The 16253-nt window shown below is 40.5% G+C and carries 14 protein-coding genes; 8 read left to right on the top strand and 6 right to left on the bottom strand.

Annotated elements, in window-relative coordinates:
• Nucleotides 1-127 precede the first annotated feature (127 nt).
• Nucleotides 128-2059 (top strand): putative bifunctional diguanylate cyclase/phosphodiesterase, encoded by a 1932-nt coding sequence (locus ACYVIL_RS01235; protein WP_460311279.1) that lies wholly within the window; start codon nt 128-130, stop codon nt 2057-2059.
• A 225-nt stretch (nt 2060-2284) separates the two neighbouring features.
• On the opposite strand, the gene ACYVIL_RS01230 is transcribed toward ACYVIL_RS01235, so the two are convergent.
• Nucleotides 2285-4189, bottom strand: a complete 1905-nt coding sequence (locus ACYVIL_RS01230) for a propionyl-CoA synthetase (RefSeq protein WP_460311278.1) — start codon at nt 4187-4189, stop codon at nt 2285-2287.
• 490 nt (nt 4190-4679) lie between these two features.
• Between ACYVIL_RS01230 and ACYVIL_RS01225 the strand changes: the two genes are divergently transcribed.
• The 4 genes from ACYVIL_RS01225 to ACYVIL_RS01210 all read left to right on the top strand — a co-directional run bounded on the left by ACYVIL_RS01225 (nt 4680) and on the right by ACYVIL_RS01210 (nt 8450).
• Nucleotides 4680-5276, top strand: coding sequence for a YigZ family protein (locus ACYVIL_RS01225; protein ID WP_460311277.1), 597 nt, complete (start codon nt 4680-4682; stop codon nt 5274-5276).
• Between the two features lie 305 nt (nt 5277-5581).
• On the top strand, nt 5582-6745 hold the full coding sequence (locus tag ACYVIL_RS01220; RefSeq protein ID WP_303474525.1) for an NAD(P) transhydrogenase subunit alpha: 1164 nt from the start codon (nt 5582-5584) through the stop codon (nt 6743-6745).
• Entirely contained in the window at nt 6745-7026 is a 282-nt protein-coding gene (locus tag ACYVIL_RS01215) for an NAD(P) transhydrogenase subunit alpha part 2 (protein WP_303474524.1), read from the top strand. The genes ACYVIL_RS01220 and ACYVIL_RS01215 overlap by 1 nt, the downstream gene beginning before the upstream one ends.
• Before the next feature lie 29 nt (nt 7027-7055).
• Nucleotides 7056-8450, top strand: a complete 1395-nt coding sequence (locus ACYVIL_RS01210; RefSeq protein ID WP_303474523.1) for an NAD(P)(+) transhydrogenase (Re/Si-specific) subunit beta — start codon at nt 7056-7058, stop codon at nt 8448-8450.
• A 242-nt stretch (nt 8451-8692) separates the two neighbouring features.
• Here the strand turns inward: ACYVIL_RS01210 and ACYVIL_RS01205 are convergent, their stop codons facing one another.
• The 5 genes from ACYVIL_RS01205 to ACYVIL_RS01185 form a co-directional block, all read right to left on the bottom strand.
• Nucleotides 8693-10150, bottom strand: coding sequence for an NADPH cytochrome P450 oxidoreductase family protein (locus tag ACYVIL_RS01205; protein WP_460311276.1), 1458 nt, complete (start codon nt 10148-10150; stop codon nt 8693-8695).
• A gap of 21 nt (nt 10151-10171) precedes the next feature.
• The gene (locus ACYVIL_RS01200) at nt 10172-11005 is read right to left on the bottom strand and encodes a DUF4198 domain-containing protein (RefSeq protein WP_460311275.1); all 834 of its coding nucleotides are present in this window, start codon (nt 11003-11005) and stop codon (nt 10172-10174) included.
• A gap of 21 nt (nt 11006-11026) precedes the next feature.
• Complete coding sequence (locus tag ACYVIL_RS01195; RefSeq protein WP_460311274.1) at nt 11027-11557, bottom strand: DUF2271 domain-containing protein; 531 nt, start codon at nt 11555-11557, stop codon at nt 11027-11029.
• A gap of 12 nt (nt 11558-11569) precedes the next feature.
• Complete coding sequence (locus tag ACYVIL_RS01190; RefSeq protein WP_303474519.1) at nt 11570-12169, bottom strand: PepSY-associated TM helix domain-containing protein; 600 nt, start codon at nt 12167-12169, stop codon at nt 11570-11572.
• A gap of 311 nt (nt 12170-12480) precedes the next feature.
• Nucleotides 12481-13488: a 5'-methylthioadenosine/S-adenosylhomocysteine nucleosidase family protein gene (locus ACYVIL_RS01185; protein ID WP_303474518.1), complete on the bottom strand. Its 1008-nt coding sequence runs from the start codon at nt 13486-13488 to the stop codon at nt 12481-12483.
• A 334-nt stretch (nt 13489-13822) separates the two neighbouring features.
• On the opposite strand from ACYVIL_RS01185, the gene ACYVIL_RS01180 reads away from it, so the two are divergent.
• The 3 genes from ACYVIL_RS01180 to ACYVIL_RS01170 all read left to right on the top strand — a co-directional run bounded on the left by ACYVIL_RS01180 (nt 13823) and on the right by ACYVIL_RS01170 (nt 16253).
• Nucleotides 13823-14551, top strand: a complete 729-nt coding sequence (locus ACYVIL_RS01180; RefSeq protein WP_460311273.1) for a hypothetical protein — start codon at nt 13823-13825, stop codon at nt 14549-14551.
• A gap of 458 nt (nt 14552-15009) precedes the next feature.
• Nucleotides 15010-15843 carry a nitrate- and nitrite sensing domain-containing protein gene (locus ACYVIL_RS01175; RefSeq protein ID WP_303474516.1) on the top strand — a complete coding sequence of 278 codons (834 nt, stop codon included), beginning with the start codon at nt 15010-15012 and terminating at the stop codon, nt 15841-15843.
• A gap of 104 nt (nt 15844-15947) precedes the next feature.
• Complete coding sequence (locus ACYVIL_RS01170) at nt 15948-16253, top strand: DUF2845 domain-containing protein (RefSeq protein ID WP_303474515.1); 306 nt, start codon at nt 15948-15950, stop codon at nt 16251-16253.

Genomic DNA, 16253 nt, shown 5'->3' with positions numbered 1-16253 from the left:
TTCACTAACCGCCGAATTGTGCTATACATAAATTTAATATTAATTGATTTCATAAAAAGGCAAGCGACCTTCATTTGACATCGCCAATGGTCGTCTCGTGGAAGTAGCTCTAAGAGCACATTAAATAATGATTATTGAAGATAGTAAGGTCAAAAAGGCATTAAGCTTTCTCACTGCGATCATCTTTTTATTTTCAGTTGTCATGATTTGGAGTTTCTTTAAGGTCGATAAAAGTAGCCATTTCCATCAATTAAATATTCGCCACTTTAAACATACCTTGGAATTAAATGGGTTAGTTTCTACTCCCAAAAGGACTGTATCTGAGCAAAACCTCTATTTTATTAACGACGTGCGCAACGTTATTATGAAAATTCGTGAACAACCTCAAGCCTGCTTAAATATGATCGGTTTGTTCGAACGATTTTTTATGCGTGTTATCAATACTGAGGCAATAATTACCTTGTGTGAAACTGATTTAGCTATCGCGAATGATACCTTGTCAAAAATATCACAATATGAAAATGGGGAAATTAGCGCACAATATTTGCAAAATGAATTAATTCTGTCTCTGACTCGATTTAGTCAAAACTCCATCTTATTTGAAGCACCGGTTCAAAAAACCGTAGAATTCGTCACCCATTTAACTATTTTAATCATATTATTTACCTCTATTTTAGTGCTGATTTTTACCCATAAAATAGGTACGGCAGTGACTGCTATTCTCAATAAAAGGGCAGAAGCAATCAAGGCGCTTGCTAAAAGTGAAGAGCGCATCAAACAGTTAGCTTACAAAGATTCCTTAACGGGTTTGCCCAATAGAAATCTATTGAGTCATACCGTTGATGCGGCCATTGCAAAAGCAGAGCGACAAAATGCGCAATTTGCAGTGATGTTTATCGATTTAGATCAGTTTAAAGATATCAATGATACCCTCGGCCATTCAGTGGGGGACAAGTTGTTAATTGAGATGGCTAAGCGAATAGCTCAGACCGTTAGAGAGTGTGATTCAGTGCTGCGTTTTGGCGGTGACGAATTTGTTGCCGTGACTGATTGTTTTGAATCCATTGAAACAATAGACAATATAGCCCATCGGATTATTGAAGCCGTTAGGATACCAATCGAATTAGAAAATATGCAGTCTTTTGTCACGGGCAGTATCGGTATTGCCTGTTATCCTCAAAATGGTGTAGATTGCAACTCCCTGTTAAAGCATGCTGATGCCGCTATGTATCAAGCCAAAAATGCAGGGAAAAATCAATTTCAATCTTATGATATGCAGTCTGGCAGCAAACTTAATCGAAGGCTTACTTTGGCGGCTCAACTTCATCAGGCAATTAAAAATGACGAACTTAGCCTTGTTTATCAGCCGATAGTGCATTTACCAGATAATCGCACTATCGGTAGTGAAGCACTATTGCGATGGACTAATTCAGAAAATGAGGTTATTGGGCCAGATGAATTTATTCCTATTGCTGAAAACGCTGGGCTAATCATTGATATTGGAGGTTGGGTAATAGAGCAGGCATGCAAGCAATGCAAAATTTGGCGTGATGCGGGGGCAACTGAACACGCAATGGCGATTAACGTATCTACTTACCAACTGAAAGATAAACACTTTACTAAACGCTTATCGGATGCCTTAACTAAGCATGCACTTTCTGCTCAGAGTGTGCATATAGAGATTACCGAAAATAGTGCGATTACCGAAGACAAGGTCAGTGTACAGACGCTACATGAATTATCAGAGTTAGGTGCAAAATTACTGCTAGATGACTTTGGTACAGGGTACTCATGTCTGAGTTATCTGCAAAATTTACCCTTTGATGTTTTAAAAATTGATAAAAGTTTTATGCCGGCGAACAATACCATTGCATCGACCATAATCGCTATGGGTCACGAATTGAATATGGAAATCATTGCTGAAGGCATAGAAACCTTTCAATGTTATCAATTCTTAAAACATTTAAACTGCCAATATGGACAAGGTTACTTTTTTCAAAAGCCGGTTCCAGCTGATCAATTTGATATTTTCAAAAAGTTTACCCCGAGTCTTCACTGATATTACCCACTATTGATTATTCCGTTTTGGGATGTTGTTTCAGTGACGGAAGCCGTTCAACTAGTAAGGTAATGGATGTTTAGCTGATGTTTTCTCGCCCATAAAAAAGCTCACTAAAAGTGAGCAAGGGTGCGTTGGGAATTACACCAAAAAATTAATGAAAACTGCGGTGATGAACCATTTAGGGGAATGTCGTCGACCGCAGTTAAGTTATAGGTTTTTAGGTTAAGACGCCTCTTCCATATTAATTAAGCCTTGTTTATTCATGATGTCAGCTATTTCAGTGACACTTTCAGGATCGTCAATGGTGGAAGGTATATCGTAAGATTCACCGGCTGATATTTGTCGTAATAGTTTGCGCAATATTTTGCCTGATCGAGTTTTAGGTAAACGTTGCACAACAATCGCGCGGCTAAAACATGCAATTGGACCAATTTCGTGTCTTACATTGGCTATCAATTCAGCTTGAAGTTGCCTTTCATCTATCTCTATTCCGTCTTTAAGCAGCACCATTCCGATAGGAACTTGACCTTTCAAGTTATCGTGAACGCCAATCACACTGCACTCAGCTACGGCAGGGTGAGACGCTAAGATCTCTTCCATCTCCCCGGTAGAAAGACGATGACCTGCAACATTGATCACATCATCTGTTCTTCCCATAATAAATACATAGTCATCTTCATCTTTGTATCCACCATCACCTGAGCAGTAATACCCTGGATATTGGCTAAGGTAACCAGCAATGAAACGCTCTTGATTTCCCCAAATTGTGGGCAAGCAGCCCGGTGGCAAAGGCAGTTTAATCGCTATTGCCCCCTGCTTAGATGCTGGCATTTGGTTTCCTTCTACGTCCAAAATCTGTACATCAAATCCTGGTACTGCTAAGGTTGCCGATCCTGGTTTGGGCGTTTTTTCCTCTATGCCTAGCAAATTAGCGCAAATTGCCCAGCCTGTTTCGGTTTGCCACCAATGGTCGATGACAGGTTTTCCGGTTTTTTCACAGGTCCATTGATAAGTGGGGGGATCAAGTCGTTCTCCAGCCATAAAAATAGTTTGTAAACTTTGTAAAGGATAATCTGCTAATAATTTGGCCTCTGGATCTTCTTTACGTATTGCTCTAAAAGCCGTTGGTGCAGCAAATAAGGTTTTTACGTTGTATTCCTGAGCAACTCGCCAAAAAGCACTGGCATCTGGGGTTTTAATAGGTTTGCCTTCGTAAACTATGGTCGTACAACCTTTAAGAAGCGGTCCGTATACGATATACGAATGGCCTACTACCCAACCAACATCTGAGGCAGCCCAAAACACGTCGCCCTGTTGCATGTTATAAACGGCTTCCATTGAGTAGTGCAATGCAACGGCGTGGCCGCCATTATCTCTCACTACACCTTTAGGTTTGCCGGTTGTGCCAGAAGTGTACAGAATATATAAGGGATCTGTGCCTTTGACTGGCACACAATCTGCTGCTGAAGCTGATTTAATGGCTGTATGCCAATCTATGTCGCGACCCGGAATTAATTCAGCTCTGCATTGTTCTCGTTGTAGAACAATACAGTGCTCAACTTTATGCTTGGCTTGTCGAATTGCTTCGTCCACATAGGGTTTATATTTGATTATTTTAGATACTTCAATTCCACATGAAGCCGTTACCAGCACTTTGGGCTCTGCGTCGTCGATTCTCATGGCTAATTCGTGTGGCGCAAATCCGCCAAATACAACGGAATGAATAGCGCCCAAACGGGCTACAGCTAACATTGCTATTACCGCTTCAGCTACCATTGGCATATAAATTACCACACGATCGCCTTTGCTTACTCCCTGATTAGCCAGCACACCTGCAAAAAGAGCGACTTCTTCTTGTAGTTGCTTGTATGTGTAGCTTGCTTTTGAGTTCGTCACAGGGGAGTCATAGATCATCGCTATCTGCTCGCCTAATCCTTGCTCAACATGATAATCCACTGCCATATAACAGGTGTTCATCAAACCGTCAGCAAACCAACGATGAATGCCGTTGATATCTTTGCTTAAAATGTTTTGCGGTTTTTTGTACCAAGGTAACTTCGCGGCTTTTTCCTTCCAGAATGTTTCTGGCTGATTAATTGACTGCTCATATTCACTTTTATAAGACATGTTGTTTCTCGCATTTGTAAGTTAACTTGTATCAAGCTTCGCCACTTCTTTTGAATTTGTTGTAATTGGGTCTGAAAGCTTTCAGTTATCTGATCATACGAAAAAACCAATATAATGTAGATAAGACCTTGGGCTTATATAGTAAGTATTGTTTCTACGCTGTTATGCTTTATGAGGCTGCCAAAGCAGAATTCCCTGAAATAAATTAAATTGTATATTATACAATTATTTATTATCTTTTTGTGCGGTTGTGTTACACGCAGCTACTTAGATTTAGCTATTGATTTAAAAATGACCACATACAGTTTTTTAAGGGAGCAATAGTGATTTTTCCTAAAAAATACACGATAAGCGCCTTGGGTTTGTGGTCTATGTTGAAAGTTTTCACTTTTATTTTGGCTGCTTTACCTCGGCCATTTAACCGACCCACTCTGAGAATAATCAATTCTTTATTAAACCTTTTAGCATAGTTGGGTATAATATCCAGCTTATGTCTTATCCTATTCCATCAAAAACCACTGCAATAACCTATGAGGTTAAAAGAAGTAAGTTTATCGCCTGTGCTAGTTTTTCCAGCAGTCGAGAGCAGGCTTTGGCCGAGCTTGCATCTATAAAACAGCAATATCCTGACGCAAGACATCACTGCTGGGCCTACTTGCTAGGAAACCCTAATTCACCTGTTAGTGCAGCAATGTCGGATGATGGAGAGCCAAGCGGGACCGCGGGAAAACCAATTTTAAATGTACTTCAACATAAAAATATTGGCGACATTATGTTGGTTGTTTCGCGTTATTTTGGTGGTATTAAATTAGGGGCTGGAGGCCTAGTTAGGGCCTATTCGAGTTCCGCACAACAAGTGATTGATATCTTACCTGTGAAAGAGCAATTAAGATTGGTGCCATTAACGCTTCGGGCCGACTTCAAACATGAACAGTTCATTCGGCATCTAGCCAACCAACACCAAGGTGTTATTGATCAATGTAATTATGCTGAAATGGTCGGTATTCACATTTCTCTTCCTGAAGCAGAAATAGCGGCTTTCACTGCTAGTTGTAATAATATTGGTATCCAAGTGGTTCAACCATAATAGAAATTTATCTAAATCCATTCATAATTGTGTTTCATATAGAAAACCAAAAACGAGATATTTGTTTAGGGTTTTCCTGTGTGAATACAGCTGAATAAATTGCCTTTTTCCCCTTTTATGGCCCTATGGCCCTTGCTGTCACTGCAATTTGATGCCATTTGTCCCATTTAATATAAGTTTCATCTTACTGATTTATCACCTGTAAATTATTAATTTGATATTCTATATAAACAATATGAATAACTGTTTACTAACATATGCGGGCATAGTAACCACATTAAATTATTAAAATTAGGAGAGGGTATATGCCTGTTATTGCTTTTCCAGCTGAGACAAAGCCTGGAGAGAAGCGTTGTTCGTTAATGCCTATTAATGTGAAAGCTTACACCTTGTTAGGTGCTGATGTGTGTATTCAGTCTGGTATAGGGGCGGCGATTAACATTCAGGATGGTGATTATCAAGCCGCCGGTGCAAACGTTATCACTAGCCGAGACGATCTATTAAAAAAAGCCGATATTGTATTGAGCTTACACAAATTGACCGCTGAAGAGATAGGTTTGCTAAAACCTGAAACCCTCATCGTCAGTTACTTAGATCCTTTCAATGAGCATGCTTTTGTTGAGCAATTGTGTGCAGCTCAAATTACCAGCATCAGTATGGAAATGATCCCCAGAATTAGTCGTTGTCAGAAGATGGATGCGTTGAGTTCTCAGGCCAGTTTGGCGGGTTATGTAATGATCATGCAAGCTGTGAATACCCTCGATTCTGTCTTACCAATGATGATGACTCCGGCAGGTACTTTGAAACCCGCTAAAGTCTTTGTCATCGGAGCCGGTGTTGCTGGTCTACAAGCAATCGCTACCGCTAAACGTCTTGGGGCAAGTGTAACGGCGTTTGATACTCGTTCTGTGGTGGCTGAACAAGTTCAATCCTTAGGTGCGAAATTTCTTGATATAGACTTAGGCCAAACAGGTGAAACCGGACAAGGTTACGCCCAAGCGTTGACGCCGGAGCAAATGCAAATTCAACAGCGTGAACAAGCTAAATGTATTGCTGATTCAGACATCGTTATCACTACCGCGCAATTGTTCGGGCGCAAACCTCCGCAGCTTATCGATGATGCCACTATTGCAATGATGAAACCTGGTAGCGTTATAGTTGATATGGCCGCAGAAACGGGTGGGAACGTGGCCGGTTCAGTCGCTGGAGAAACTATCGTTAAACACGGCGTTAGCTTGGTTGGAACAGGTAACTGGGCTAACGGAGTGGCTAAACATGCCACTCAAATGTATGCCAGTAACTTATACAATTTAATCAGCGAGTTTTGGTCAAAAGAAAGCAATCGTTTCGAACTAGATATTGAGGATGAAGTGCAGTCTGGTTGCATCATTACCCATCAAGGTCAGGTGGTAAATAAAATGATTCAGTCCTTTTATGAGCAAACCAATAGTCAGCAGGAGAAAGCATAATGGAAGCCATATATTTATTATTTATTTTGTTGTTATCAATTTTTGTTGGCTTTGAACTAATTCAAAAAGTACCGGCTACTCTACACACCCCTTTAATGTCTGGCGCTAATGCGATTTCAGGTATTACGTTAGTAGGAGCCCTTGCGTTAGCTGGCGATGACAGCCTAGGTCAATATGCCGAAATTTTGGGCGCCGTGGCGGTTTTCCTTGCCACCATTAACGTGGTTGGCGGTTACTTGGTTACTGATCGCATGCTTGCCATGTTTAAGAAAAAGAAATAACCCAAACTGAAGATTAAGAGGATTTAAAAATGATAGAAACTACTTCGACTTCAGCATTGGTGATTAACCTGACTTATGTGCTGGCAGCCGCGTTATTTATTTTTGGACTAAAATTACTAGGACACCCATCTTCAGCAAGAAAAGGTAATTTATTGTCTGCAGTGGGGATGCTTTTAGCTATTGTTGTAACAATGTTCGATAAGAATATTGTGAGTTTTGAATGGATAGCCATTGCTATTCTTGCCGGCAGTATTGTTGGCTTTTTTGCGGCCAGATTAGTCGCGATGACCTCAATGCCCGAACTCGTTTCGTTGTTAAATGGAGTGGGGGGCCTCGCCAGTGTATTTGTGGCTTGGTCAACGGTTGAATCAAACAGTCAATTTTCTGCTTTCATCATGTTTGTTACCTTCCTGGCGCTACTTATTGGCGCAGTGACATTTTCAGGCAGCTTGGTTGCATGGGCAAAATTAAGTGAAAGGATCACCGGTAGAGCGGTTACCTTCAAAGGTCAGGTGATTTTTAACCTGCTATTGGTTGCCACTATTATATTTGGCGGTTATTTATTTGTTGCCCAACCTGAATTTTCCCCTGGTTTCAGTATTGTTCTGTATAGCTTGATGGGATTAGCGTTACTGTTTGGAATTATGCTGGTTCTGCCCATTGGCGGAGCAGATATGCCAGTGGTTATTTCGTTGCTAAACAGTTATTCAGGGCTGGCAGCTTGTGCAGCAGGCTTTGCCTTACAGAATAACATTCTTATTGTGGCAGGCTCGCTAGTAGGGGCCAGTGGCATTATTTTGACCAGTATAATGTGTAAAGCAATGAACCGCTCATTGTCGAATGTGTTATTTAGCGGGTTTATGCCTGTTGTTGAATCCAATATGGTAATTGAAGGTGAAGTAAAACCTTTGTCTGCTGATGATGCTTATTACGTGTTAGAAGCGGCTCAATCAGTCGTGGTGATACCTGGTTACGGTATGGCTGTTGCGCAAGCGCAACATGCGATGAAGGAACTACAAGTGTTGCTTGAAGAAAATGGTGCAGAAGTGGCTTATGCCATTCACCCTGTGGCAGGGAGAATGCCTGGACACATGAATGTTCTTTTAGCAGAAGCCGATGTTTCCTATGAGCAATTGTTTGAAATGGATGAAATCAATAAACGCATTGAAAACTTTGATGTGGCAATGGTAATCGGCGCGAACGACGTGGTAAACCCCGCAGCACGTGAAATGAAGGGCAGTCCTATATATGGGATGCCAGTTATTAACGCAGATTTGGCGAAAAATGTTTTTGTACTTAAACGAGGCATGGCATCGGGTTTTGCTGGAGTAGATAATCCTCTATTCTTTAAACCTAATTGCCGCATGGTGTTTGGTGATGCGAAAGAAACCTTAGGTTCGATCATAAGGCAATTTGCTGACTAATCTCATCATCACGCTGAGGAATTTATTTAATGCACTTTTCAGATGAAAAGTGCATTTTATTATCAGCTTAGTTTTTTAAATGTCGCTTCACATTCCGCCAATGCTCTTCTTGCACATCGTAAATAAACCTACAAAATAATGAAGTAGTGGAACCGAGTGAATGATAGGGAAGTGAGCGGAAGTAAGAAGTTAGAAGGGAATTAAGTTTTACCTTCATTCACCTTTTATCTGTAGACTTAATCTTAATATAAATCTCTTCGATAACGTCCATTTGTTAATAAGGCTGAAATGTTTTCTTGGCCTAAATATTCCGTTAATACTTGGTGTACGCCATCACCCATTCCGGCTTTATTTCCGCAAACATAGATGTCTGCGCCTTTGTGCACCATGGCTTTCAGTTTTTCTGATTTCATATGTAAAATTTCTTGCACATAAGCCTTTTTTTGAGGGTCTCTTGAGTATGCAAAATGCAGTTCTGAAATTACGCCACTTTGCTGCCAAGCGGCCAATTCATCATTGAGCATGGTGTCGTGTTTTGGATCACGTTCACCATAAACAAGCCATACAGGCGCACTTTTCGAGTAAGCCGCTCTTTGTGCCAACTGGGCCCGTAAACCGGCAATTCCACTGCCAGCACCGATGAGTATGAGTGGTCGCACGGCATTTTCAATGTGACAACGAATATTACTGCGAATCATGCCACAGGTAATATCCCCAATTTTACTGAACTGAGTAAGCCAACCGGAACCCAATCCGGGCTTACCATTGGTGCAAGTCTGTAACCTTACAATTAACTTCAGAACACCTTCATGGTGGGCCGAGGCGACTGAATATTCTCGGTAGGGTAATGGTTTGATTGAGTTTAACCAACGCGCTGGGTTGCTATTATGTGGGTCAAAATGTTCAGGTAGCTGACACCGACCCAAATGGTATTTTAGGGATTGTTGGTTGCCATCTTTATCGACAATCATATTGCCGTCCAACTGATGTTTTTGTAACCAAACATCCACACGTTTTTCATCATTACATGGCTGTATAGAAATCACATCGCCTGCTTGCCAGCGAGGTAGTTCTGATTGCATACCAAAAGTGAGCAAATATAAAGGAGGATTATCACTGCCAGGATTGAGACATTGGCGGTCGATTAATTGCCAGTCGCAAAGGTGAGATGTGGACTCCTCAGCTTCCGTTTTCTGCATGTTTTGACTATCAAGTTCAATGACGGCAGATTTAGATTTTGCGCCTAAATTAGCTAAACCACTATGTAAATTGTGGCCAAATGCACAGAAGTGTTCATAAGTGCTATCGCCTAGAGCCGTTACAGAGTAATGCAAATGTGACAAATCAATAGCTGAACTTTTGGACAAAATGTCATGGTAAAAGCGCTGACCATTGTCTGGTGGTTCGCCATTTCCGTAGGTACTCACAACGAAATGGGCTCGTTTAGTGGCTAACAAAGTTTGAGAGTCAACGCGGTCAAGAGGCAGTAAATTAACTGCCTCTTGAGAGCCGAGTTGTTGTGCTTTTTTAACTGCTAGTGCAGCGGCTGAGCCACTTTGGCTGGCATAGGCAATTAACGTAGATGCTGCTAAATTGATTTTAGGTTGCGCGCGCTTATGTCGAACGTACAAACCAATACACCAAATTAACCACCCTAATGTTAAAACGCAAGCTACACTAATTCGCACTGTTTCATTCAAAAGAGTATCTTCCTATTTATGTTACATAGGTAACACTTCAAATGTTGCAGCGTAACTGCCAGTGCGTTTAGTCGCTGGTAAAGCAACCTTGTTGTCTTCATACTCTGCTTCTAAAAAGTATCGTCCAGCTGTAGGCCAAGTAATTTCAAACTCACCTTTTTCGTTGGCAGTTAGCTTAATTTCATTTTGCTGATTGCGATAGCGCATGCCGTCAGGAATGACTTCGATGGTTGCACCTTTGGCCGGCTCACCCTCAATTAACAGGGTGAAAGTGGCGGTTTCACCGGCATATAAATCGTTAGGGTGAGTTTGAGGGATCATCTCGATGCCTTGATTCGTTGGAGCAAAGACTTTATCACTCGGCGCGCCTAAGGTGACGAATGTTTCAACTCTACGGTAACTACGACTGACTCGGAGTTTTTTCGCATTTTGGGGAACCGCTGAGTCAAATTCTGAGTCTTGAGCGGTTTGTCCGCGTCCTGGCCACATTTTACGTTTGCCATTCTCATCCTCCCACCTAGCGCGCAAACCGCCTCCGCTGGTGGCAATTTTGTATGTGCCCTCGTCATTCAATTGAATATCAAAGGTACTGCGATATTTGCCTTTGGCGGTATTCAAAAGTTCTACAGAGTTACCTTCAGGGCCATAGGCTTTTACTCCAGCAAGGTTCATCGCTACGTGATCTGGATAAAACAAGGTATTTGAAATTGCAGCATCAAAGGTGACATATGGCGCATCACCTGATAATACTGTCGAACTCGGTAGCATCCATGCTCTATGAGCTTGGGCTTGCATGGCGACTGAAGCAGTTAGAATGCCTGCAGTGATAACTTTTAATAAATTTGAGGTGTTCATATCGATTACTCCAGTAAAAAATTAATTGTTGGTTTGTAAACTCAAGCTAATTTTACCTAGCTCTGAGGTGCCATTTTTAGAAATAGGCAGAGCAGATTTGTCTAAAGGCAAAGTTAGCGGTATTTCGATTAATTCTCTGCCGCCCACTTCTCGCGCTGCTTCAATGCGTAATTTGTAATCACCCGGTTTGAGCTCTTTTAATTCAGCTCTATTTAAATCAATGGTAATTTGATGACTACCTGGACCTCTAGTCGCAGAGGTTATGCCGTCATAAGGCAGATCTAAACTGCGTCCACCTCGACGCCACCATTGACGAATATCTTTTAGCCATTCCTGCCCTTCATTGTCAGCCATTTTTACGTCATACCAAACGGCTATTTGGGTAGATTTTCGTGATTTACTTTCCAACCAAACCGCGACGTAAGGGCTGTGGTATTCAGCTACCTTTAGTTGGGGGATCTGAACATCAAGGGTCAGGGTTTCGCTATTTGCACAAGTTGAAAAAACACTAAAAATAGTGCTGAAAATTAATAAAACTTTGGGTGTATTCATATGGTTACTCTTTTAGTGAATAAATAACAGCATAAGCACTAGCGGAATTAACACGCCTAAGGCCGCTAATGGTGCTGTCGCTTGTCTATGGGAAGATTGGCGGCATAATAGAATTAAACCTGTGACGCTGAAAATAATGCAACCACCGGCGAATATGTCGATAAACCAACGCCATACGGTGCCGCTATCGCGCCCCTTATGTAAATCATTGAAATACGCTAGCCAACCTCTATCTGTATCCTCGTAAATAAAGTCTCCAGTTTCTGTATCGATAGCCAACCAAGCGTCTCCTCCTGGTCTTGCTAAGGGGAGGTAAAACTCGCTGCCATCCCATTCACTATTGTAATTCCTGGGAAGGGCTATTTGATGCTCAGAACTGAGCCAATCAACTATTTGGCTGGAAAGGTTTTTAGGGGCCGAATTTGTTTTCAGCCACTCTTGTAAGAGAGGCGCGGGTAATTGTTCTTCAACACTGATAAAAATGGGTTCGGCTGATATGTCGGCAGCATGGTTAAGGGTAATTCCTGTCACCGCAAAAAGTAACATACCTGCCATGCAAACAGAGGCGCTTATCCAGTGCCATTGTCTAACTGTACCCAATGAAAACCCCATTTCTTACCTTTTAATTTACCGCTACGTTAATGTTCTTACACTTATGACTCACGCTATCTAAACCTTTCGGGGTTATATTGTCCTGTTTCAGCTTTTTGCGATAACTCAGTAAAGGCTAAAATTGACCGCAGAAATACTACATAAAAATAATTGGAATGTAAATATTAATAAGAACCATTCTCAAGAAGGGGCTGGAAAGAGCTTGGGAGGTTGTAAAGTCGAATTTAGTTAGTTGCTTATAAAAGGGGAATAAAATGACCTTCGAGTGAAGGTCATTAGAATCTACTCGTTAATGAAAATATTATGGTTTTTCATTGCTTTGCTTGGAACTTGACGATTTGATCCAATAAACCGACTAAGAGTTGAGCACCGGTTCCTGAGGCGATGGCATCAAATACATTTTCAACATTTTTACCTTGTTGTCCGCCAGCTAAATCGCTGATTGAACGGATCACAATCCAATCAACTTCATTGACAAAACATACTTGTCCAACCGCAGCTGACTCCATTTCAGCCACCTGAGCATCGTAAACTCGTTGAAGCCAATTGCGATAATCTGCGTTATCTAAAAACACTGAGCCAGTCACACCATTTCCGCCAATTTTTATGTCAATGGGTTGTCCTGAAGGCATTTTAATTGTTGCCATTGAAGCGAGTGCTTTTTCGGTCAAGTCTAAAAGCTCCGGTGTGACGGTGAAGTAAGGCATTTGTTGAGGCTCTGACCAACCTTGTTTAATAACGGACATTTCTTCAGGGTGGATAAAACCAAAGTTTTCGTATTTTGGCGCGTTTGGATCATTCTCCTGACGCTTCTGATAATGGGCTAACGCCTGCTCGTAATAATCAGGAAGTATATAAGCGTTTTTACTACCCGCTTTAGGGTTGGCGTATACAGATTCATCGTGAAAATACCAGCGCTCTGGAATCGCAATGTCGCCTGGTTGAAAGTCTGGATTGACACCACCGGCAATGCCCATCATTACCACTCTATCAATTGGAAAGTAGTCTAATGCCATCTGCATTGTCATTGCCGCGTTAGGCACACTGATCCCAGTGGTAAAGATCACTATAGGCTCACCTTTAAAATGTCCTAATTGATACTTCACTCCTTTAATCGTCAGTGTCTGTTCAATTTGGGCATCATTGATTTGCGAGAAAGCCATGTCGATGGCTTTAATTTCGGGCGAATAGGCCGCGACAATGGCAGTCCATTTTTCTTCACTAGGGAAATCTTTAGGTCCATACTTATCCGCACTCTGTGAAGAAGCAAGGCTACTAACACTGAATATTAGCGTAAATATAGTTATAATTTTTGTCATTTTTATTCCTGTAAGAGTGCTCTCGTCTGAAAAGTACTAAATCACTATTTGATTGGGGGTCGTTAGAATCAAAGCAGAGGACAGTTGCAGCAAAGGGGTTGAACAAGAAAATTATTTGCGGCAAAAGTACAATGTTATCAGCATTAATTACCTACTGAGTATCGTTACTCAGTATGATGATTCAGCACAGTTATTTGGAATGGCTAAAAGCAATAATTACACCAAGTTGAAGTTATGAGCTTAAAACATTGAGTATATCGAGAGGTTGGCAAATAGTGATTACATTAAGTGTATTTCTGCTAAACTTAAATTAATTAAAATGAATTGGTAGATTATGAAATTACTATTGATTTTCATGCTTCTGTTTATCGCATTTTCAGCGAGATCTGATAATTACACCGTCAATATTGTCGATGTTTTAAAAGATGAAAAAGATACTACACATCTCATTCAATATTATACAGATATTTATCAGGCTGTTGGTATAACGCCGTCTTTCACATTTTATCCATCTAAGCGTGGCTTAAATATGGTCGATAAAGGTGAATTAGATGCAGAGGCATTTCGACTCAATGTAGTGGGCAATCATTTCAGTCAATTAGTTAAAATTGACGAAGCAATTGGGCACTTACAGATTGGTTATATCTGTTTAGCTAAGAATGATTGTGTTGCTGATGACTCGTCTGTCATCGGGGTTCTGTCTAGTTTTCGCGGCGCAGTTGATTTATGCGCTGAATCTAATATTAAATGCCATTTTATTAAGAATATGAATTCAATCGCGAAAAAATTAGACACTGGTTTAGTGGATCTGATTTTTGCTACAGACGTTGAAGCCGAGCGAATAATTTGTGCATCTAAGTTAGATTCGTTTCAATTTCTCCCTCGCCGTTCTCATAAATTACCCCTGTTTCACTACGTGAATAAACGGCACTTAGGTTTAAAAGAGAAATTAGAAAAGTCTATACTTGACGCAAAAAATAATGGCAAAGTTGGCATAACTTCATCCGACGATAAACTAACTAATGTTAGTTGTGGAAAGAACGTTAAAGTTACTGCGTCATAAATTAGTCTTGGCGACTTTTACTGAGGTATTCTCTTCTTAATTATGACCGAAAAATGTATAGTCTAAAGCTTTTTCGGCTTGTGTTAGATAGTTGAGCTGGAATAATCAAAGTGAGTAAAAAATGAGGTGGGCGCACCGATAAGGGGCGTATGTATTAATAGTGTGCAAGAAGTAACGTCTATCACAACAAAGAGTAGGATTAATATAGCCAATATCGACAACAATTAGGCAATAGATCTAAAAATCATTGTGTAAAGTGTGTTTGAAACATTTTAATACACACCTCCCCTCTTAATCTTCTTTAGTGGCTCAATATTTGCTTTTCAAACATTAAAACAAGTTTCGTCATTCTTATCATTGTGATTAGCGCTATTGGCTTTGCATAATCAATTGAAAATCTAATGATCAACGTAACGTTTGAATGCGACTACCCACCTTACGCTTCAATTAGGAGATACATGATAGAAACATTTACCATCATATTAACCGTTTTGATATTTTCTTTGGTTTTCGTGAGAGCTTATACGAGACTAACTGACCGTATTAGGTTAATTCGTGCCCTCGATGTTATTAGCCAATTAAAGGTTTTAATTGGTAATTTGCAAAGGCACAGAGGCTTATCTGCAGGCTATTTAAATGGCAATCTTCGTGTTGAGCCATTAATTGTTGAGTTGCGCCAAAAAATCAATATAGGGATCTTAGGTTTAAACAAAGATGAAGTGTTCAGAAAACAATCTCGTTGGCTGAGTTTTATTGATCACTGGCCAAGGCTTGAAAAAAAGTGTTTTGAGTTAACCTCTAAAGATAGCTTCACCCAACATACAAATTTAATAGAGAACCTATTAAGGCTAATGGAAGTAGCTGCAGATGATTGGAAAAAGACACATAAGTTACCTCGAGAGATACTCGATCTGCAATGCATTTGGAAAGAGTTACCTATGGCCGTGGAATTTATTGGACAAGCACGCTCAATTGGTATGGCAGCAGCCACATCGAGAGAGATAAACAATAAAGATAGGAATAAATTGAAATATTTAGAACAAAAAATTCAAGAATATTCTATGACTTCTTTTAGTTTACTGGCAGGCCTTTCTAATGAAGAGAGCAAACGATTAATCATCGATGCAAGAAACGCCTGTAAACTATTTAACGAAACCATTAAAAAAGAACTTATAGCACCAGAAGAAATAAATATTGATAGCGATAATTATTTTATGTTGGCAAGTAATACTATGGAAGCAATGAATAGCCTATTAGATAACGAGATTAAGCGAATCAAAGCTTACACTTAACGCGTATTTTAGGTGAAATACCTATGCTCGCGTTGCTATTCCCCTGTGAATTGTTACAGTGACTGATGTTGCATTTTATGATGTCAATATATGGGGAAGTAGAAATGCTTAAATTTCGCAATACAATAGGCTTTGGGTTGTTATTAACCATCAGTATATTGAGCCATTCAGTCTATGCCGATACCTTACGCTGCGGTTCTAAATTAATTAAGACCGGTGACACTAGCATCGATGTCATTTTAATCTGCGGCGAACCTACCTATAAAGAAGACCTAACTACCCAACAAAGAAAGCACCGGGGAGTAAAAGTGGAGCGGTTTTTATATGTTCAACCTAAAGGTCAATTCCACAAAATTCTGGAGTTCCATGACGGTGTGCTTATCAAAATCGAGAATGGACCAAGAAGTTAA

The organism is Aliiglaciecola aliphaticivorans, from assembly GCF_054782055.1.
Note: the sequence above shows the minus strand (reverse complement) of the source record. Positions and strands in the feature narration are given on the sequence as shown.